Source organism: Celeribacter sp. HF31 (assembly GCF_011806455.1).
Taxonomy (GTDB): domain Bacteria; phylum Pseudomonadota; class Alphaproteobacteria; order Rhodobacterales; family Rhodobacteraceae; genus Celeribacter.
In genome coordinates this window covers 1-20,342 of sequence record NZ_JAATOT010000006.1, presented here as the reverse complement: position 1 = coordinate 20,342, position 20,342 = coordinate 1, and the positions used below count along the sequence as shown (strand labels likewise).

At 59.9% G+C, this 20,342-nt stretch carries 19 protein-coding genes and 1 tRNA gene; 17 read left to right on the top strand and 3 right to left on the bottom strand.

The genetic code is table 11. The features are described 5' to 3' along the window. Nucleotides 1-13 precede the first annotated feature (13 nt). The 12 genes from HCZ23_RS13530 (at nt 14) to HCZ23_RS13475 (ending at nt 11,693) form a co-directional block, all read left to right on the top strand. Nucleotides 14-328 carry a TIGR02300 family protein gene (locus HCZ23_RS13530; protein ID WP_167602276.1) on the top strand — a complete coding sequence of 105 codons (315 nt, stop codon included), beginning with the start codon at nt 14-16 and terminating at the stop codon, nt 326-328. 148 nt (nt 329-476) lie between these two features. Next, nucleotides 477-552: transfer RNA gene (locus tag HCZ23_RS13525), tRNA-Ala, on the top strand. A gap of 238 nt (nt 553-790) precedes the next feature. Beyond that, complete coding sequence (locus HCZ23_RS13520) at nt 791-2,074, top strand: NAD(P)/FAD-dependent oxidoreductase (RefSeq protein WP_167602275.1); 1,284 nt, start codon at nt 791-793, stop codon at nt 2,072-2,074. Between the two features lie 326 nt (nt 2,075-2,400). Beyond that, the gene (locus tag HCZ23_RS13515) at nt 2,401-3,996 is read left to right on the top strand and encodes a GMC family oxidoreductase (RefSeq protein WP_167602274.1); all 1,596 of its coding nucleotides are present in this window, start codon (nt 2,401-2,403) and stop codon (nt 3,994-3,996) included. 77 nt (nt 3,997-4,073) lie between these two features. Then, nucleotides 4,074-5,147 (top strand): ABC transporter ATP-binding protein, encoded by a 1,074-nt coding sequence (locus HCZ23_RS13510; RefSeq protein ID WP_167602273.1) that lies wholly within the window; start codon nt 4,074-4,076, stop codon nt 5,145-5,147. After that, entirely contained in the window at nt 5,144-6,019 is an 876-nt protein-coding gene (locus tag HCZ23_RS13505) for an ABC transporter permease (protein ID WP_167602272.1), read from the top strand. The genes HCZ23_RS13510 and HCZ23_RS13505 overlap by 4 nt, the downstream gene beginning before the upstream one ends. Next, nucleotides 6,016-6,813 carry an ABC transporter permease gene (locus HCZ23_RS13500; RefSeq protein WP_167602271.1) on the top strand — a complete coding sequence of 266 codons (798 nt, stop codon included), beginning with the start codon at nt 6,016-6,018 and terminating at the stop codon, nt 6,811-6,813. Before HCZ23_RS13505 ends, HCZ23_RS13500 begins: the two co-directional genes overlap by 4 nt. A 64-nt stretch (nt 6,814-6,877) precedes the next feature. Continuing rightward, on the top strand, nt 6,878-7,891 hold the full coding sequence (locus HCZ23_RS13495; RefSeq protein WP_167602270.1) for an extracellular solute-binding protein: 1,014 nt from the start codon (nt 6,878-6,880) through the stop codon (nt 7,889-7,891). 108 nt (nt 7,892-7,999) lie between these two features. Continuing rightward, entirely contained in the window at nt 8,000-8,437 is a 438-nt protein-coding gene (locus HCZ23_RS13490) for a RidA family protein (protein WP_167602269.1), read from the top strand. 4 nt (nt 8,438-8,441) lie between these two features. Then, a complete protein-coding gene (locus tag HCZ23_RS13485; RefSeq protein WP_167602268.1) occupies nt 8,442-9,116 on the top strand; it encodes a DUF1028 domain-containing protein in 675 nt (224 codons plus the stop codon). A gap of 64 nt (nt 9,117-9,180) precedes the next feature. Then, nucleotides 9,181-10,674: an aldehyde dehydrogenase gene (locus HCZ23_RS13480; RefSeq protein WP_167602267.1), complete on the top strand. Its 1,494-nt coding sequence runs from the start codon at nt 9,181-9,183 to the stop codon at nt 10,672-10,674. 26 nt (nt 10,675-10,700) lie between these two features. Continuing rightward, nucleotides 10,701-11,693: a LysR family transcriptional regulator gene (locus HCZ23_RS13475; protein ID WP_167602266.1), complete on the top strand. Its 993-nt coding sequence runs from the start codon at nt 10,701-10,703 to the stop codon at nt 11,691-11,693. Here the strand turns inward: HCZ23_RS13475 and HCZ23_RS13470 are convergent. Next, entirely contained in the window at nt 11,629-12,432 is an 804-nt protein-coding gene (locus HCZ23_RS13470) for a helix-turn-helix transcriptional regulator (RefSeq protein ID WP_167602265.1), read from the bottom strand. The two genes, HCZ23_RS13475 and HCZ23_RS13470, sit on opposite strands and share 65 nt — an antisense overlap. A gap of 131 nt (nt 12,433-12,563) precedes the next feature. Here HCZ23_RS13470 and HCZ23_RS13465 point away from each other — a divergent pair, with 131 nt between their 5' ends. The 3 genes from HCZ23_RS13465 to HCZ23_RS13455 all read left to right on the top strand — a co-directional run bounded on the left by HCZ23_RS13465 (nt 12,564) and on the right by HCZ23_RS13455 (nt 16,721). Further along, nucleotides 12,564-13,925 (top strand): aminotransferase class III-fold pyridoxal phosphate-dependent enzyme, encoded by a 1,362-nt coding sequence (locus HCZ23_RS13465; protein WP_167602264.1) that lies wholly within the window; start codon nt 12,564-12,566, stop codon nt 13,923-13,925. A 26-nt stretch (nt 13,926-13,951) separates the two neighbouring features. Next, nucleotides 13,952-15,097: an acetylornithine deacetylase gene (gene argE, locus HCZ23_RS13460; protein WP_167602263.1), complete on the top strand. Its 1,146-nt coding sequence runs from the start codon at nt 13,952-13,954 to the stop codon at nt 15,095-15,097. Nucleotides 15,098-15,686: 589 nt separating this feature from the next. Continuing rightward, entirely contained in the window at nt 15,687-16,721 is a 1,035-nt protein-coding gene (locus HCZ23_RS13455; RefSeq protein ID WP_167602262.1) for a LacI family DNA-binding transcriptional regulator, read from the top strand. Between the two features lie 27 nt (nt 16,722-16,748). Here HCZ23_RS13455 and HCZ23_RS13450 read toward each other — a convergent pair whose 3' ends face one another. Both HCZ23_RS13450 and HCZ23_RS13445 read right to left on the bottom strand, forming a co-directional pair. Next, nucleotides 16,749-17,198: a GMC oxidoreductase gene (locus HCZ23_RS13450; RefSeq protein WP_217703210.1), complete on the bottom strand. Its 450-nt coding sequence runs from the start codon at nt 17,196-17,198 to the stop codon at nt 16,749-16,751. Between the two features lie 32 nt (nt 17,199-17,230). Further along, complete coding sequence (locus tag HCZ23_RS13445; RefSeq protein ID WP_254870328.1) at nt 17,231-17,359, bottom strand: NAD(P)-binding protein; 129 nt, start codon at nt 17,357-17,359, stop codon at nt 17,231-17,233. A 445-nt stretch (nt 17,360-17,804) separates the two neighbouring features. On the opposite strand from HCZ23_RS13445, the gene HCZ23_RS13440 reads away from it, so the two are divergent. Together HCZ23_RS13440 and HCZ23_RS18355 are read left to right on the top strand one after the other, a co-directional pair. Further along, a complete protein-coding gene (locus HCZ23_RS13440; RefSeq protein ID WP_217703209.1) occupies nt 17,805-19,733 on the top strand; it encodes a methyl-accepting chemotaxis protein in 1,929 nt (642 codons plus the stop codon). Nucleotides 19,734-20,124: 391 nt separating this feature from the next. Further along, on the top strand, nt 20,125-20,342 hold a 218-nt coding region (locus tag HCZ23_RS18355; protein ID WP_217703208.1), incomplete at its 3' end, for an acetyl-coenzyme A synthetase N-terminal domain-containing protein.

Genomic DNA, 20,342 nt, shown 5'->3' with positions numbered 1-20,342 from the left:
AAAGGGATTCATCATGCCCAAAGAGGAATGGGGCGTAAAACGCGTCTGCCCCACCACCGGCAAACGGTTCTATGATTTGAACCGCGATCCGATCGTGTCTCCCTACACCGGTGAGATCGTGACGTTTGACGTGAACAACAAGTCCCGCGTTGCCATCACCGAAAAAGAACAGGCGAAACCCGCCAACGATCTCGACGACGAGGATGATCTGTTGGTCGATGATGATGCAGACATCGATCTCGATGACGATCTTCTCGACGATGACGAGGATGACGATAACGTCTCCCTCGACGAGATTGCCGACGTTGCCGCGGACGACGAGGACTGATCTGAGGATCACCCGACAAGGCAGATGGGAAATTTCATCTGCCTGTCATTTTTTCGCTTGCAACGTCTGGCGAGACAAAATAGGAAGCGCGGGCGGACGGGAAACGCCCACCCGCACAGTCGTCTGACCGGCGCAAAACCGGTCATTTGGGGCCTTAGCTCAGCTGGGAGAGCGCCTGCATGGCATGCAGGAGGTCAGCGGTTCGATCCCGCTAGGCTCCACCAAATTCCCTATACCTTCATATCCTGTTTTCTTCTGCCGACGGCGGATCAGATCACACCTGAATGCAGGTGTCGGCCAGCCATGTTTTCCTATGCCGTGACGCAGGTCCCGATCAGTGATTAGCTGAAACAAAATCAAGGCTTCAATAAATCATGTTTTTCGCTGTCCCGGCTCTTCCGTAATCATCAGGGCAAAGGCGCGGATCAGCGCAGATGCACGATGTCATGAAAGGAAGAGCCGATGGCGATTGAAAAGGTCGAAACCCTTGTTGTGGGTGGCGGACAGGCGGGGGTCGCGATGTGTGAGCATCTCGGCAAGCTTGGGATTTCGCACGTCGCGCTCGAACGCTCGCGGATCGCCGAACGCTGGCGCAGCGAGCGCTGGGATTCGCTGGTCGCCAACGGTCCGGCCTGGCACGACCGCTTTCCGGGTCTGGACTTCAAAGGCTTCGACCAGGATGACTTTGTCCCGAAAGACAGCGTCGCGGACTATTTCGAAGACTATGCCAAAATGATCGACGCGCCGATCCGCTGCGGCGTCGACGTCAAGGAAGTGCGCAAAAAAGACGGCGCGCCGGGGTTCATCGTCGAGACCTCGGACGGCACCTATGAGGCCAACACCGTGGTTGCCGCCACCGGGCCGTTCCAGACCCCGGTGATCCCGCCGGTGATCCCCACTGAAGCGCCCGTGACGCAGATGCATTCCAGCGCCTACCGCAATCCCGATCAGCTTGAAGACGGTGCGGTCTTGGTGGTGGGCGCGGGCTCCTCTGGCGTGCAGATCGCCGAAGAGCTGATGAAAGCCGGGCGCAAGGTCTACCTCTCCGTCGGCCCCCACGACCGCCCGCCGCGCAGCTATCGTGGCCGTGATTTCGTCTGGTGGCTGGGCGTTCTGGGCCTGTGGGATGCTCCGGCGATGGAGCCCGGCAAGGAGCATGTCACCATTGCCGTGAGCGGAGCCGATGGCGGCAAGACCATCGACTTTCGCGATCTCGCCGCGCGCGGCATGACGCTTGTCGGGCGCACCAACAGCTACACCGACGGCAAGGTGCTTTTTGGCACCGATCTGGTCGCCAATGTCGACGGCGGCGATGACAATCTGCGTTCGCTTTTGGATGCAGCGGATGACTATATCGCGCGCAACGGGCTGGACCTGCCGGAAGAGCCCGCCGCGCGCCTCAAACGCCCGGACCCGGAGTGCATGATCAACCCGCTTTCCGAGCTGGATCTGGCCGCTGCCGGCGTGAAAACCGTGATCTGGTCGACGGGCTTCGGTCAGGATTACAGCTGGCTCAAGGTCGACGCCTTTGACGACAACGGCAAACCGGCGCATCAGCGCGGCGTGTCCACCGAACAGGGCGTCTATTTCCTCGGTCTTCCCTGGCTGTCCCGGCGCGGCTCGACCTTTATCTGGGGCGTCTGGCACGATGCGAAATACATCGCCGATCACATCGCCACACGTCGCACCTATGCCGAATACGAAGGCCCCGAGGCGGATCACTCCGGCGCCGTGGCCAACGCCTGAGGCAGGCAAGACACTCAGACACAAATCACAAGACTTCCCCAGCCCTGCCCGGTTCACCGAGCAGGGCATTTTCATGTCGTCACATGCGCAGATTTTCTGCGCCAACCTCGCACGGCTCGCCCATTTCCCTCCGCCTCCAACTTATGTCTCAAGAACAGTCACTTTGATCAAAAAATCAGCACACACGCCAGAGGAGACTCCCATATTCCACATAAGACACTGATATTAATGACATTAGACCCATCCTAACCAGTGCATTAAATCTTATGAATGGGCATCACGCCCGCGGCGCTGGCACCTAACACGTAAGAAAACGCGAGGTTCCAATGCACAAAGACACATATGATTACATCATTGTAGGCGCCGGTTCGGCAGGCTGTGTGTTGGCCAATCGCCTGTCCAAGGACCCGAAGACGACGGTCTGCATCATCGAGGCGGGCGGCAAGGATACCTCGCCGCGCGTGCAGGTGCCCGCAGGCATCCTGTCGCTCTACAACGATCCGAAATACGACTACAGCTACATGAGCGTGCCGCAGCCCGAGTTGAAAAACCGCCGCATCCCGCTCAACCGTGGCAAGGCGTTGGGCGGCTCCTCGGCGATCAACTCGATGCTCTACATCCGCGGCGCTGCCTCCGATTACGACGACTGGGCGGAGCTGGGCTGCGACGGCTGGGCGTGGAACGACGTGTTGCCGGTGTTCAAGGATCTCGAGAACAACGCCATCGGTCAGGACCCGAAATACCACGGCACCGGCGGCGAGTTGCATGTCGAATTGCACCGCGACCCGAATCCCGTGGGCAAGATGTTCATCAAGGCGGGCCGCGCGGCGGGTCTTGAGGAAAACACCGATATGAACGGCGAGACCCAGGAAGGCCTCGGCATTTACAACGTGACGCAGCATGACGGCAAACGCTGGTCCTCCTACCGCGCCTTCCTGCATCCGGTGCGCGATCGCCAGAACCTCACCATTCTGACCGGCACGGACACCAAACGCCTGATCGTCGAGGGTGGCCAAGCGACCGGCGTCGAGATTTCCGGGCCCGATGGGCAAACCACCCTTAAGGCCAACAAAGAGGTGATCCTGTCGGCCGGGGCGATCAATTCGCCCGAACTGCTGCTGCGCTCCGGCATCGGTCCGGCTGCGATGCTTCAGGCGGCGGGCGTGCGCGTGGCGCATGATTTGCCGGGCGTGGGTCAGAACCTGCGCGATCATGTCGATGGCATGATCACGGTGCGCTCGAATTCCACCAAAACGCTCGGCCTGTCGGTGCTCAACCTGCCCTCGATCATCGCCGCGCCTTTCCGTTGGCTGGCCCAACGCAAAGGCATGTTCACCACCAACTACGTCGAGGCCGGTGGCTTTGCCCGCACGAAATACGCCAATGACACCCCGGACATTCAGTTCCACTTCGTCCCCGGCTATCGCAGCCACCGTGGGCGGGTGGTCGAATATGGCCATGGCTACGCGGTCCACACCTGTGTGCTGCGCCCGAAATCCATCGGCGAAATTCGCCTCGGCCAAAACGGCGCGCTGGAGATCGACCCGAAATTCTTCTCCGACCCGCAGGACGCGCAGGTTCTGGTCGAAGGCATCAAAGTGGCGCGCAGCATTCTGGGCGACAGCACGTTTGACGGCATTCGCGGCAAGGAAATGTTGCCCGGCAAAGCCGTCGAAACCGATGAGCAGATTCTGGACTACCTGCGCGAAGCCGCTCTGACCGTGTTCCACCCGGTTGGCACCTGCAAGATGGGCACCGACGATCTGGCCGTGACCGATCCGGAGACCCTTAAGGTGCGTGGCATCAAGGGCCTGCGCGTGGCGGATGCCTCCGTGATGCCGACCCTGATCGGTGGCAACACCAACGCGCCCACGATGATGATCGCGGAGAAATGCGCCCGCATGATCCTCTCCGCCGCCTGAAAGACCGATAAGCCAGCCCGACCAATCAGCTCGACAAGCCAGCCGCCAGAGCTGGCCCTGACCCAAGGACCAAACGCATGAGCCGCTCTTCCGCGATCGAAGTCGTGAACGTGTCGAAAAATTTCGGCGATTACACGGCGCTCGACCATGTCGATTTCAAGATTCTCCAGAACGAATTCTTCACGCTTCTGGGGCCGTCGGGCTGTGGCAAGACCACGCTTCTCAGGATGATCGCCGGGTTCGAGACGCCGTCCTCGGGCACGCTTTTGCTCAATGGTCACGAGATCGCCCAGATGCCCGCGCACAAGCGCCGGGTGAACACGGTGTTTCAAAACTACGCCCTGTTTCCGCATATGACGCTGAGCCAGAACATCGCTTTCGGGCTCAAGAACCTCGGCTGGGACAAGGCGCGGATCACGACGCGCGTGGGCGAGATGCTTGAGATGGTGCATATGGAGCAATTCGCGGCGCGCAAACCCGATCAACTGTCGGGCGGACAGCGGCAGCGGATCGCTTTGGCCCGTGCGTTGGCGGCGGAGCCCGAGGTGCTGCTCCTGGATGAACCGCTCTCCGCGCTCGACCTGAAACTGCGGCAAGCCATGCGCGACGAGCTGCGCCGGTTGCAGCGCGAAACCGGCATCACCTTTGTCTTCGTGACCCATGATCAGGAAGAGGCGCTCGATATGTCCGACCGCATCGCAGTGATGGGCAAGGGCCGGGTGCAACAGATCGGCACGCCGAAAGAGATTTACGAAGACCCGCACAATCGCTTCGTGGCGGATTTCATCGGCGATACGAATTTCCTCGACGGCGAGGTGATCGCGCTGAACGGCGGCACGGCGACGATCCGCACGGCTTTGGGCACAGAGATCACCACCACGCATCAGGGCGTGACGGGGCTTGGCCCCGCGACCATGTCGATCCGCCCCGAAAAGATCGGCGTCGGCGATCAGGCCGAAGGCGTGATCCTCTCCGGCACGGTGCAGGCGCGCAACTACATGGGCGGGTTTACCCACTATACTGTGCAGATCGGCGACCAGACCCTGCGGCTATCGCGGCGCAATGCGCATTCGCATCAGGACTCGCTTGAGATCGGCGACACGGTGCAGGTCGGTTTTCGCGAAACAGACGCACGGGTGTTGGGCCAATGAGCAAGTCCTTTCGGTTCTGGGGCCTTGTGCCCGCCTGGGCGCTGATGATCCTGACGCTGATCATCCCGATCTTGATCGTCGCGGGCGTCAGCGTCGCCGAACGCGGCGCCTATGGCGGCTTCACCTGGTCCTTCGATCTCAGCTCCTACCAGCAAATCCTCTACAGCGTCGGCTGGACCGACGAGCTGGAATTCGATCCGAAATATGTCGCGATCATCGGCCGGACGCTTTTGTTCGCCGGCGGCGCCACGCTGATCTCGCTGCTGCTCGCCCTGCCCGTCGCCTATTACATTTCCCAGCAATCTGCCCGGCTGAAAATCATCCTGCTCTATCTCGTGACCCTGCCGTTTTGGGTCTCGATGATCGTGCGCGTCTATGCCTGGTTGATCATTCTGGGCAATGACGGCCTGTTGGAGCGTGTGTATCGGATGTTCGGTGGCGCGGATATTTCCGGCTTTCTCTTCACACCCGGCGCGATGATCACAGGGATGGTCTATAGCTATATCCCGCTGATGATCCTGCCGGTCTATGCCTCCGTCGAGAAAATAGACCCGGCGCTCATTGAGGCGAGCCATGACCTCTACGGCGGTCGCTGGACGGCACTGAAACGCGTGATCCTGCCGCTCGCCGCCCCCGGCCTGACGGCGGGCAGCATCCTTGTCTTCGTGCCCTGTCTCGGCACGGTGCTCGAACCCATGCTCTTGGGCGGCGGCAAGCAATTGATGATGGGCACCTTGATCCAGACCCAATTCGGCGGTGCGCGCAACTGGCCCTTTGGTGCGGCCATCGCCATGGTCCTCTTGGTCCTCGTGGTGCTGGTGCTGTTGCTCAACGCCCGGCGCGCCAGAAGCCAGATGGAGGCCGCGCTATGAAACAGCACAACATCCGATCCTATCCCGGCCTGCGCCCCTTCAGCATCCTGTTCTTTCTCTGGCTCTACCTGCCGATCGCCGTGGTCGTGATCTATTCCTTCAACGACAACCGGCTGGTGTCCGTCTGGACCGAGTTTTCGACGAAATGGTACGCCACCGCATTGGACAACGCGGCCCTGATGGGGGCCTTGGAAATCTCGCTCAAAGTGGCAGTGATCTCGACCGTCTGCGCCACGTTGATCGCGCTTTTGGCCGCCATCGTTTTGACGCGGGCGACGGACCTCAAATTCCGCCGGGTGTCGGAAACCGTGGTCAACCTGCCGCTGATCCTGCCGGAGATCGTGCTGGCCGTAGCCGTGTTGATCCTGTTTTCCCAGATCGGGCTCACCAACGGGCTTTTGAAGCTGGTGCTGGCCCATACCGCTTTTTGCACGCCTTTTGCCTTCCTGCCGATCCGGGCACGGCTTCAGGGCATGTCACTGGATTTCGAAGAGGCCGCGCGCGATCTCTACGCCTCGCCCTTCACCGCCTTTCGTCTGGTCACCCTGCCGATGATCATGCCCGGCCTCTTCGCCGGTGCGATGACCGCATTCGTGATGTCGATGGATGATTTCATCACCTCGAACCTGTTGAACTCCGGCGGTGCGACCACGCTTCCCGTCTACATCTTTAGCCTCATCCGCCAAGGCACCACGCCCGAGCTGAACGCCATCTCGACGCTCTTGATCGCCGCCTCGCTGATCATGGCAACCCTCGTTTTGATCCTCAACGTCCGGGCCATGCGGCGCGGCTGATCACCTACGGCCCTGCCCTTGGGCCTCCCCAACAACATCTAGGGCGCAACAAGGAGAGACACTCATGAAGAAACTGCTGCTCGCAACCACTTTGATCCTGCCTCTGGCGGGGGCGGCCTCCGCCGAAGGCACGCTCAACATCTACGCCTGGGCGGATTCCATTTCCCCCGATCTGATCGCGAAATTTACGGAAGAAACCGGCATCGAGGTGAATGTCGACAGCTTCTCGTCGAACGAGGACGCGCTGACCAAACTTCAGGCCGGTTCTTCGGGCTATGACCTGGTGACTCCCTCGCAGCACTTCGTGAAAATCATGGCCGACGAGGGCCTGCTCGAAGACATCGACGCCGCCGATATGGCCGCCTACGCCCAGCTCGATGAGCGTTGGAAAGGCCAGTGGTGGGACCCGGAGAATGACTATTCCATCCCGCTCGCCTACGGCACCGCAGGGTTTTCGGTGAACCGCGACACATACGACGGCCCGGTCGACAGCTGGTCCGTGCTGTTCGAACCGACCGACCTTGCCGGCTCCATCGCGCTTTTGTCCTACCCCGATGAGGTGGTCTCCGCAGCCCAGCTCTACCTCGGCATCGAATATTGCACCGAGGACAAGGCCGAGATGAAAAAGGTCTATGACCTCCTCGCCGCACAGAAACCCGCCGTCGTCGCCTATACCTCCGACAACATCGAGAACCGTCTGGGTTCGGGCGAGGTTTCCGCGCATTTCTGGTGGGATGGCAACACGTTGCGCCTGCGCAACTCCGGCGCCAATGTCGAATATGCCGCCCCGAAAGAGGGTCTCGTCGGCTGGCTCGACAGCTTTGTCGTCCCGGCGGGGGCCGCGAATGTCGACAATGCCAAAGCCTTTATCGACTTCATGTCCACCGTCGAGAACGCCACCGAGCAATACAACTACTACGCCCACTCCGCGCCGGTCGAGATTGATGAGAGCAAAGCGCTCTACACGCCGGAAAACGCGCCGGAGCTCTTCCCGACCGTCCCCGTGGTCTTCGCCCAGGCCTGTAGCCCGGCGGCGCAGGATCTTGTGACCAAAGTCTGGACAGACCTCTTGCAATAACGTCCCCTTCCCCCGTTCCTTTCCCTTCCCTTTTTCCACTGTGGGACGGGGGATTTTTTCAAGACCCGGCGGCCCGATGCACACTTCGGCCGCCCTATGGAGGCCACAATGGCACATACGCGCATCCGCACTTTCAACACCAAGGACACCTATCCCGAGCAGAACCTCGACAACGACCTCTGTCAGGCCGTCGTCACCCAGGGCGGGAAAACGGTCTGGCTGCGCGGTCAGTGTCCGCAGAACCTCGATGACGCCAAGAACATCGAAAGCCACGACCCGGTCGAGCAGACCCACAAGGTCATGCAGAACATCCGTCAGCTGATCGAAGAGTCCGGCGGCGCGATGGAGCATCTCGTCAAAGTGGTCGTCTACATCACCGACGTGCGGCACCGCGAGGCGGTCTATCGCACCATGGGCGAATATATCAAAGGCGTGCACCCCGTTTCCACAGGCCTCGTGGTCAACGCGCTGGCCCGTCCCGACTGGCTGGTCGAGATCGACGGCACAGCCGTGATCCCGGATGATTACACCCCGAAAGAGGCCTGATCCGATGACCTTTTCCCTCGTCGCCCGCTGCCCTGACACCGGCATGTTCGGTGTCGCAATCTCGTCCTCCTCCCCGGCCGTCGCCGCGCGTTGTTCCTATGCGCGCGCGGGCGTCGGCGCGGTGTCGTCGCAAAACGTCACCGATCCGACACTTGGCCCTCTCACCCTCGATCTGATGGAAGAGGGGCTAACTGCGGCACAGGCGATTGCAGAGATCAAGGCGACGGGGACATTCATCGACTACCGACAAGTGCTTGCCGTCGACGCCCAGGGCTGCACGGCGATCCATTCCGGCCCGAATTCTCTGGGCATCTGGACCGAAGCCCGCGCCGAGAATGTCGCCTCCGGCGGCAATCTTCTGGCCAATGACGGCGTGCCGCAGGCCATCGTGGAGGCTTATCTGTCCAGCACCGGCCATATCGGCGACCGGCTGATCGCCGCGATGCGCGCAGGCCTCGCCGCCGGTGGTGAAGCGGGGCCGGTGCATTCGGCGGGGATGAAGATCGTGGACCGCGTCTCCTGGCCCGTCGCCGATCTGCGCTGCGACTGGACGGAGGACTGCCCGATTGAGGCCATCGCCACCGCCTGGGCGGTCTATAAGCCCCAACTCGACGCCTATGTCCAACGCGCCCTCGACCCGCGCGAGGCGCCTTCCTACGGCGTGCCGGGCGACGAATAAGCGCCGGACATTGGCGCACAAAAGACATGCGCGGCCAAGGCCGCAACAATTAAGAGGTTCACCCATGGAACTGAGCTTTTCCGACTGGCAAGAAAACGCAGCCGCACTGACATTTCGCACGCAAGCCTTCATCGACGGGCACTTCGTCGATGCGCTGTCCGGCAAGACCTTTGCCACCATCAACCCGGCCACCGGCGCGGAAATCGCGCAGATCGCCGAATGCGACGCCGCCGACATCGACCGCGCCGTCAAGGCCGCGCGGGCGGCCTTTGAGGACGGACGCTGGTCGCGGATGGATCCCGGTGCGCGCAAGGCGGTGATGCTCAAACTCGCGGATCTCATTCGCGAAAACCTTATTGAGCTGGCGCTTTTGGACAGTCTCGACATGGGCAAACCCGTGACGGATGCCGCGACCGTCGATGTGCCGGGCTCTGCGCATTTCTTCCAATGGTATGCCGAGGCCATCGACAAACTTTATGACGAAGTGGCCCCCACCGGCGCGGGCGATCTGGCCCTTGTGACCCGCGTGCCTTTGGGCGTTGTCGGCGCCGTTGTGCCGTGGAACTTCCCGCTCGACATGGCGACGTGGAAATCCGCACCTGCGCTGGCGGCGGGCAATTCCGTGGTCCTGAAACCCGCCGAACAATCGCCGCTCTCCGCTTTGCGCCTCGCCGAACTGGCCCAAGAGGCCGGCATCCCCGACGGGGTGTTCAACGTCGTGCCGGGCTTTGGCGCGACGGCGGGCAAGGCACTTGGGCTGCACATGGATGTCGATTGCCTGGCCTTCACCGGCTCGACATTTGTGGGCAAGAAATTCATGGAATATTCCGGGCAATCGAACCTGAAACAGGTCTGGCCGGAAACCGGCGGCAAAAGCCCGAACATCATTTTCGCCGATTGCGAAGACCTTGAGGCCGCCGCCGATATGGCCGCCTTCGGGATTTTCTTCAACGGCGGGCAGGTCTGTTCCGCCAACAGTCGGCTCTATGTCGAGCGCTCCATTCAGGACGAGTTCCTCGCGCTGATGAAATCCCGCGCCGAGGCGCTCACCCCCGGCGACCCGCTCGATCCCGCCACCAAACTCGGCGCCATCGTCGATGAAAAGCAAACCGCCGCCATCTTGGCCCGCATCGAGTCTGCCACGGCGACCTCCCGGCTGGTGTCCGGCGGCGAACGAGTGACGCTTGCGGGCAAGGGCTGCTTCGTTGCGCCGACGATCTTTGGCGATGTGGCCCAGGACGATCCGATCGCGACCGACGAGGTTTTCGGGCCTGTTCTGGCCGTCATCCCCTTTGACAGCGAGGACGAGGTCATCGCCATGGCCAATGACAGCATCTATGGCCTCGCCGCCTCGGTCTGGACCGACAATCTGAGCCGCGCGTTGCGGGTCTCTGAGCGTCTGAACGTCGGCACCGTCTCCGTGAACACGGTCGATGCGCTCTCCGCCCAGACGCCGTTCGGCGGCATGAAACAATCGGGCTTCGGGCGCGATCTCTCGCTCCATTCGCTCGACAAATACACGGCGTTGAAAACCACGTGGATCAAGTACAAACTGTAAGCCGCAGCATGGACAAAAGGCGCCCTATGATCCGTTTCACTCTCCGACAGCTTGAATATTTCGTCGCGGTCGGAGAGGCGGGCAGCATCACGGTGGCCGCCGGGCGGGTCAATGTGTCCTCGCCCTCGATCTCGACGGCGATTTCCCAGCTTGAAACCGAATTCGGCATGCCGCTTTTCGTGCGCCAACACGCGCAGGGGCTGTCCCTGACCCAGGCCGGGCGGGTGCTCATGGATCAGGCCCGCGCGGTGTTGCGCGAGGCCGACCGCCTCGTCGATCTGGCCGGGGATATATCCGGTCAGGTGCGCGGCCCGATCATGGTCGGTTGCATGCTGACCTTCGCCCAGGTGGTCCTGCCGGCCCTGCGCAAGGATTTCACCGACCAATTCCCCGACGTGCGGTTTGCACAAAGCGAATATGACGCCAACGAGCTGGTCAGTGCGCTCAGGCGCGCCGAGATCGACGTGGCGCTGGCCTATGATCTGGTGGTGCCGCCCGATCTGAGCTTTATCCCTTTGATCGAAATGCCGCCTTTCGTGCTGATCTCCGCAGATCACCCGCTGGCGGACCGGGACGAGATCGAGGTCGAAGAGCTGCGCAGCCTGCCGATGGTCTTGCTCGATCTGCCGCAAAGCGCGGATTATTTCCTGTCGTTTTTTCAGGACAAGGGCATCAAACCGGAGATTTCCGAACGCTCCCGCGACATCGCCGTGGTCCGCAGTCTGGTGGCCAATGGCTTTGGCTATTCCATTGCCAACCTGCGGCCTTTGAACGGGCTGTCGCCGGATGGCAAGGCGCTGAAATTCATTCCGCTGGCGGGCAATTTGCGGCCTTTGAAAATGGGGCTTTTGATGCCGCCCCACGCAGACACCACCCATGTGGTGCGCAGCTTTGTCGATTTCGCCCAAAGCTGGGTGCGCGACGGCTTTGCGCCGGGCGGCGTGCCGCGCGAGATCAGCGGTCCTCTGGCGAGCCCAGCAGTGGCAGAAACAGCGAAAACAACTCCGCCTGAGAGCTGATGCCACAGCGGCTATAGAGTTGTTTTCGAAAGACTTTCACGGTCTGCGGACTGACAGACAACCGCAATGCGATAGAGGGGGTCGAATGACCTTTCAGGATCAGGAACGCGACATCGGCCTGTCGGGGCGTCAAAGCGATGCCCAGCGTGGCGGCGTTGCGGCGCAGACGATCCGGCACGCTCTCGCCCGCCTTGCCCGTCAGATCGCCAGACAGCCCCGCCCAATGCCGCCGCATCAGGGCCAGACAGATCGGCGCACTCCGCGCCACCTCTGCCAGATCGCGGGCGGAAAATTTGCGGTTCGTCGTGGCATCGCGCCCCAGACAGGCCATCACGCTCACCCCCGGCGCGGGCGTGATCAGAAAGGCGATCTCATCTGTCAGCGTCGTCGCCGCGTAATAGGTCAGGTAATAATCGCCACGGGTGAAATGATCCGGGGCGATGTCCTGAAGCCGGTAAATCCCCTCCGCCACCCCGTCGAGATGCAGCTGGTGGAACGGGTCGAGCAGGTAGGCGCCGTTGAGATAGGCGCTGTCGAGCCGGGCATGCACGCGCAGGTCCCGCGCCGCGCGGTAGACCGGCGTCGGCGGAGCATCCTCGACGTAACTCAAAAGCGTCATATTGTCGAAGGCCAGCTCCGCGTGCAGCCATTGCGTGAGCGCGGCGGGAAAGCCCTCTTCGCCAAGGGTGGCGATGGCTGCGGCCAGATGCTCTGCTGTGCTCATAGGGGCAGTGCTCATAGGGGTGGTGCTCCTGCATACCTCCTTGGGGGTATATACCCCCGCTATAGAAATAAAGGAAAAGGGATCTGTATGAAAAGGGGTAGTTCGCCCCGATTCCGCCTTTCCGGACACAGCCCAAGAGACAGATCATGACCTTTGCCCGTTCCTCAACCGCCGCCATCCTCGACCAGGATGCTCATCTCATCCAATCCTTCGCCGATCTCAACGCGCTCAAGGCCCAAGGTGCGCGCACCGTGATCAGCCGCGCCGAGGGGGCCTATGTCTATGACAATGACGGGCAAAAGATGATCGACGGCATCGCCGGGCTTTGGTGCGTCAACATCGGCCACGGGCGGCGCGAGATGATCGAGGCGATCGCCACTCAATTGCAGACCCTCGACTATTATTCGACCTTCTACAACTTCACCCACCCGACGGCCGCGGCCCTGTCGGAAAAGCTTGCACAACTGGCCCCCGGCGATCTGAACGCGGTCTATTTCGGCAATTCCGGTTCTGTCGCGAATGACAGCGCGATCCGCATCCTGCACCATTACAACATCCGCAAGGGCCGCCCGAACAAGCTCAAGGTGCTGTCCCGTCACGGCGCCTATCACGGCTCGACCCACCTCTCGATGGCGATGACCACGCCCGGCTATTCAGAGGGCTGGACCGCCGCTTCCGAGTTGGTGCATCACCTGCGCGCACCGCATTTCTGGCGCGAGGGCGGCGAGATGACCGAAGCGGAATTCCTCGACGCGCTGGCAGACGATCTGACCCGGAACATCGACCGTATCGGGGCGGAAAACATCTGTGCCTTCATCGCCGAACCCATTCAGGGCGCGGGCGGCGTGATCGCAGCGCCCCAGGGCTATCACCGCCGGATGCAGGACATCTGTCGCGCGCATGACATCAAATATATCGCCGACGAGGTGGTCACCGCCTTTGGCCGTCTCGGGCATTTCTTTGCCTCCGAGGCCGTATTCGACACCACGCCCGACATCATCAACACCGCCAAGGGCCTGACCTCCGGCTATCAACCGATGTCGGCCACGATTGTGTCTGACGAGATTCACGACGTGATCTCCGGCCCTGACGGCATGTTCCTGCATGGTATGACCTATTCGGGTCACCCCGCCGCCGCCGCTGCTGCGCTGACCAATATTGCGATCATGGAACGCGAAGGCATCCCGGAGCGTGTCCGCACCACCGGCGCTTATTTCGAACGCAAACTCCGAGGCCTGTCGGACATCGAGCTTGTGGGCGAAGTGCGCGGCAGCCATTTCATGATCGGCCTCGAATTCGTCAAGGATCGCGCCACCAAGCAAAGCCATGCCCCCGAGGCCGAGGTTGGCCTCAAGGTCGCCCGCGCCTGTCAGAAACGCGGTCTCATCGCCCGGCCTCTGGGCAATGTCCTGATCCTCTCGCCGACCCTCATCATGGATGAGGCAATGATCGACGAGATCGAGGGCATCCTGCGCGAGGCCATCACCGAAGTCGCAGCGGGGCTCTGACCCCGCCGCCCACACCCGAGCACACCATGGACACCCTGACCCTTCTCGACCGTTTGATCGCCTTTGACACCACCAGCGCCAAGTCCAACCTGCCGCTGATCGAGTTTGTCGAAGACTATCTGAGCACCCGCGGCTTTCGCGTGACCCGCGTGCCGGATGCCAGCGGTCAGAAGGCAGGGCTGTTTGCTGTGTTGGGGCCTCTGGGCGACGGGATCATGGTGTCGGCGCATACCGATGTGGTGCCGGTCCTGGGACAAAACTGGACCCGCGATCCGTTTCGCCTGACCCGCGAGGGTGACCGGCTATATGGTCGGGGCACGACGGATATGAAGGGCTATCTGGCCGCCATGCTGGCGCTGGCGGATCGGGCTTCGAAGGCCCCACTGAAAGACCCGCTCAAGCTCGCGATCTCTTATGACGAAGAAATCGGCTGTGTCGGCATTCAAAAGATGCTCGGCGCCTTGCCTCAGGCTTTGGGCACACCCCGCGCTTGTTTCGTGGGTGAACCAACGGAGATGCAGGTCGCCGTCGGGCACAAGGGCAAGGCGGCGTTTGAGGCGGTCTGTCATGGCGAAAGCGGCCATTCGGCGCTGGCGCCCCTGTTCACCAATGCGCTGCATCTGGCCGCCGAGTTCACCTCTGAGCTGCGCGCAATTCAGGCGTTTTATGCCACCGAAGGCGCCCGCGATCCGGCCTACGGCGTGCCCTATTCGACTGTGCATCTCGGCACTTTGACGGGCGGCACCGCGCTCAACATCGTGCCGGATCGGGCGGAGATGCGGTTCGAATACCGCCACCTGGCCGCAGATGCCGCAGATGACATTGCCGCCCGGATTTATGCCGCTGCCCAGCGCGTGACGGAGCGCTTCGCGACAGAGTGCCCCGAGGCGCGGATCGAGGTCACGGAAGTCAACGCCTACCCCGGCCTCGATGTGCCGGAAGAGGCGGAGATCGTGACGTTGGCGAAAACGCTCGCGCAAACGAATGCGGTGACGAAAGTGGCTTTCGGCACCGAAGCCGGGTTCTTTCAGGGGCTTGGCATCCCCACCGTGGTCTGCGGCCCCGGTTCGATGGAGGGTCAGGGACACAAGCCCGACGAATACGTCACGCTGTCGCAACTGGCCGCCTGTGACGCGATGATGGATCGCATTTTGGACAGTCTGAAAGCCTAAAGAAACGGGTCGTCAGAGCGCGGTCCAGCGCCCGTCGGACACGCCCGACGCCTGACAGGCCGCGATGAACCGCAACCCCTTTCACGCCGCTCTCGGCCAGCGCATCGAGCATCTTGTCCCAAAAGGCCTATGGTTCACGTGCCGCCAGCCCGGCGATCTGTTACGCGCGCTCAACACCCCAGAAATCGGGGTCGTAGAAAGTGATCAGATCGACGGCGAATTTGGTTTCGCACACGGGGTCAGCCTTTGCATGTCTCTCCTCGCGGTCGTTTGCCCGATTTTGGAAGCTTGTCCGGAGAGCTGCCGCTTGGAACGGGCACCCGGCGGATCAGAGCTTTGTGCGTTTTTTGAGGTCTGACATCTCGCAGACCGCCGATGAAAACGTTTGCAAAAAATTTTCCCCGGACAAGCATGACTTCGCTCAAAATCGCAATTTTTCGTCCATCCCCTGGGACCGCAGGTGTTTTTACACAAAGACTCAACACAGGACTGCAAACGTTTTCAACCAGAGAAAAACCTGCGCAGAGTCTGTTTGCCAATCCTGCCCCCTCACGCGAGGGTAATCCCTATTTGTAAAGGGAATGATTCGATGACAGAGACCAGCTCTAAGAAAGCCTCCCTTCACGATGTCGCGCGCGCAGCCGGGGTTTCCATCTCGACCGTGAGCCGCGCGCAGGCCCATCCTGAACGGCTGTCCGCCAAGACCCGGGACAAGGTTTTGGCCGTCACGAGGGAGCTTGGATATCATCCGAATATTGCCGCCCGGAACCTCCGTCTCGGCCACACGAAAACCCTTCTCGCCGTGATGCCGAACCACAAGGCGACCAGCGTTTCGACAATCACGACCGAGGCGCAATACGGCATCGGCGCGCAATGCCGCAAACAGGGCTATGCGCTCAATGTGGTCCATATGGATGAAACGGAGGCGACGGCGGATCACGTCCTGCAACTCGCCTATGGCGGTCAAGCCAGCGGGCTGATCCTGATGGCCGAACAACCCTATGAACTTCATGGTCGACGGCTACAAGATTGCGGCCTGCCCATCGTGAGCCTGTCCGAAGACCTCACGCATCTCAACATCCCCTCGGTGGTGACCAGCGACCGACAATCCATGATGGATGCCATCGACACGCTCGCCGATCTTGGGCACACCAGTTTTTATTTCATCTCCGGCCCGGACAACAGCTACCACAGTCGTCAACGCGAGGCGGGCGTGCGCTCAGGCCTGATCCGACGCTTTGGCAGCGACACCGGACTTCAGAAATTTCGTGCGGATTTCAGCGTGCAATCGGGCATCGACGCCGCCGCGGCCTATCTCGCCCTCGACGACAGGCCGTCGGCTGTCATCTGCTGGGCGGATGAGGCAGCGATTGGCTTTCAAAGCGCGATCCTGAATGCGGGACTTGCCATCCCGGACGACCTGTCGCTGATCTCCTTCGACGGGCTGACCGCCTCGCGCTATATGCGTCCGCCGATCTGTACCTTCGACCAGAACATGACGGATCTCGGGGCCCAGGCCGCGCAGCTTTTGATCGATATGATCGACAGTGGCGAACCACCGAAAGGTGCGTCGATCGAGTATCCCGCCAAACTGTTTCCCGGCGGCAGCATCGCCCCGATCTGACCGCTCAGACCAGAGCCAATATCACACTCACGCCTTGGCCGAGTTTGACCCTCGCGCCAAATGGCGGCATACGCGTTTGGCATGCGCCATCACGGTCAGCGTCGTCCCGGCCACACCGCTGCGCGGGAACGCACTGGCATCGGCCACGACCACATTCGACATCTCCCAGACCTGCTCCCAAGCGTTGAGCACGGAGCTCGAGGGATCGGCGCCCACGATTTCCCCTCCACTTTCACGGATCGCAGCGCCTATGCTCATGGATTCATGGAAGAATTTTCTGAACATGACGCGAGTGAACGGATCGGCATTGTTGCCGACACCATCGGGATGTTGATCGGATTTCGAAGTCCACAACAGGCACACGGTCTCGATGGGAGAGGCGCTGAGTACGATGTGATCCGCATGGACCTGACGGCTTTGCCACGTGGTGCGATCCAGAGACTCGACCCTGGTCGCACGCGCACCATTCTCGCTCAAAAAACGCGCTGCAACCGCGTTGTGCCGAATGGTCAAACGCCCCGCCGCTTGAACTCCGTCGCGACCCGCTTTGGTCCAGCTTCAAGCATCAGAACTGTCAGTCCCTGTTCGGTAAGCTCTTGTGCAGATACAGCGCCGGAAGCGCCTGAGCCCACGACCATCGCATCGTATTTCATATGAGGCATTTGATTTTACGCGTCGATCTGTCTTTAGGGGAGGCTTATCGCCCAAATGCAAACGTTTGCAGTCTTTACCCCAAACATCTCTGAGCTTTCCGGCGAATATCTGTGAAATTCGGATATGACGTGAATTTGCGCACAATAAATGGTCATACTGATCAAATAAGCCCTCAGTGAGCCCTGATCGAACCGCCATTCAGCGCAACGGTACTGTCCACATTAGCTCTAATTAGAATCATATTGTCACCACATCACCCCAGCACGTCAGATCATATAAAAATATTTTATTTTCAATATTTTAAATGGATAAAACCCCATCACGCCAAACCCAAGTTTCGCAGAAAGACAAACGATACACCAAATCTTAAGACGCGGCGGCCCATTTTGATCGAAATTGACCTTCATCTCTCGCAAAAATGGGGCCGACATGCTTCGAGCACTCCTCTCAAAACTTTCCGTTCGGATCTATGCTATCGTCCTCGTATCGATGATCATGATCCTTTCGCTCACGCAAATCATCTTGAGAATCTCCTACGACACGTCTTTTGGCATGCGCGAACAGCATCTGAGTGATGTTGTCGACACAGTGGTCTCAAATCTGGACATGCTCGAAAAAGACGTTCAGGCCGGAAATCTGTCCCGCGAAGAGGCACAAGCCATCGCGCAAGAGCGCATCATGTCCCTCAATTATGATGAGGCTGGCTATTTCTTTGCCTTCGACAAAAGCAACACCATGATCGCGCACCCCACCAAACCGGAATGGATCGGCCAGGATATGTCGAGCTACGCCGACACCCGCGGAACAAACATCTTTGTCGCCATGACCTCTCTTGTAAAAGAGCAAGGACGCGGGACGATCACCTATTTCTTCAACAAGCCCGACAGCGACGGAGACGAAGAAAAAATTAGCTACGTCGCCGAATTTCAGCCTTGGGGATGGATTGTTGGCACCGGATCCTATCTGTCTGACATCGAAGCCCAGATCGCCACCATGCGCAATATTGGGCATGCGGTTGAATTCGTTGCACTCATCGTCCTTCTCGGCATTTCAACTCTCTTGGTCCGCAGCGTCACCAAACCTTTGAATGCACTCAAATCCCGCATGTCGGAAATGTCCGATGGCGACACGACGACACCCGTGCCAATGACCGAGAGCAAGAGTGAAATCGGCGAGATGGCGCGCGTGCTGGAAATCTTCAGGAACGCTTTGCTTGAGCGTGAGGAGCTGGCAAAACAGCAGGCGATCAAAGACGCTGAGCTGGCGCAGGAACGCGAAGCCAATGTCGAACGCGAACGCCAAACGCAACGGCGCGAAGCTGAGGCCGCAGAGCAACATCGTCAGGATCAGGAAGCAGCACGCCTGGAAAAAGAGAAAGAACGCGCTTTGGTCGAAAAAGAGCGAGAGCAAAACCTGAAAGAACAGCAACGCGTCGTTGACACTCTGGCGATGGGTTTGGGGGCGATGTCTCGCGGCGACCTGACGGTGCGCATCGACGAAGCTTTCCCGGCATCCTATGAAAAACTGCGCAACGACTTCAACAATGCGGTCGAAAAGGTTGCGCATCTGGCGGCCGCGATTGCGGAGGGTGCGGTGACAATCATCAATGAAACCGAAAACCTCAACAGCGCCTCCATGGACCTGAGCCGACGGACGGAAACCCAAGCCGCCTCGCTTGAAGAAACCGCTGCGGCGATCACTCAGCTCGCCGCGTCCGTTGAAAGCTCCGCCAAAAGCGCGAAAAATGCGGCTGCAACAGTCGGCCAGACCAAAGATCGCTCCATTGTTGGACGCGATGTGGTGCAGCGCACCGTTCAGGCTATGAATGATATTGCCGAAAGCTCAACACAAATTTCCAAGATCACAAGCGTGATCGATGACATCGCCTTCCAAACCAACCTCTTGGCTTTGAACGCTGGGGTAGAAGCGGCACGTGCCGGTGATTCAGGTCGTGGCTTTGCCGTCGTGGCCTCCGAAGTGCGCGCCTTGGCGCAACGCAGTTCGGAAGCCGCCAATGAGATCGCCAAACTGATCGAAACCTCTGGGCGCCAAGTCGATGAAGGCGTGCAGCTCGTCAATGCCTCCGGCAGCGCCCTGACAGAAATCGAATCTCTTGTCACCAACTTGGACGGCCTGGTCCAGACCATCGCGACATCTGCCTCCGAACAATCTGTGGGCCTGTCGGAAATCACCACAGCTGTCAGTCAGCTCGATCAGGTGACACAGCATAATGCCGCAATGTTTGAAGAAACCACTGCAGCACTCCAAGCACTGAAGGCACAGGCGACATCGCTTGAACGCGACAGCGCACAGCTCAAGACAACCAAGGACAGCGACGACATACGCCTTGCATCCTGATTCTTTTAAAGTGCCCGGACCGCGTCCGGGCACAGCTACATGTTCACTGCGATGGTCATGCCGCAAAACACCTCGAGACTTGGAGACGAGTCGCGTTATTTGTGCTCCAAAGCCGCAGCACACCCCTTCAATTTCGTAAAAGCGGACCTTTTACAGAAAATGTACAGAGTGCCTCAGATGTTGAAAAATCACCTGTCACACCGAAAAACAAAAACACACTACCGCCATCATATTGACTACTAATGATATTTTCATCTGTTAACTTATTTTACAAAGATCAGTAAATTTTCGTGAACATATTCACAAAGAACCGTCCCAAACGTCTCAAGCCAGGCGCGTTTTCATTTTAAACTCTGTAAACCTTATCCCGAGGAGAAGGCTTGTTCTGTGAATGAGCCGTGTTTTGAGTTGGGAGGCGACGATGTCGGAAGACATGACCAAGATGACCGCACCTTCTGAGGCTTTTGCCTCGAGTGCGCATATCAATGCAGAGACTTACGAGACCATGTACCAGCGCTCCGTCGAAGACCCAGTGTCTTTCTGGGCGGAACAGGGCAAAGTGCTTGACTGGATGGAGCCCTACACGCAGGTCAAAAAGACCTGTTTCGA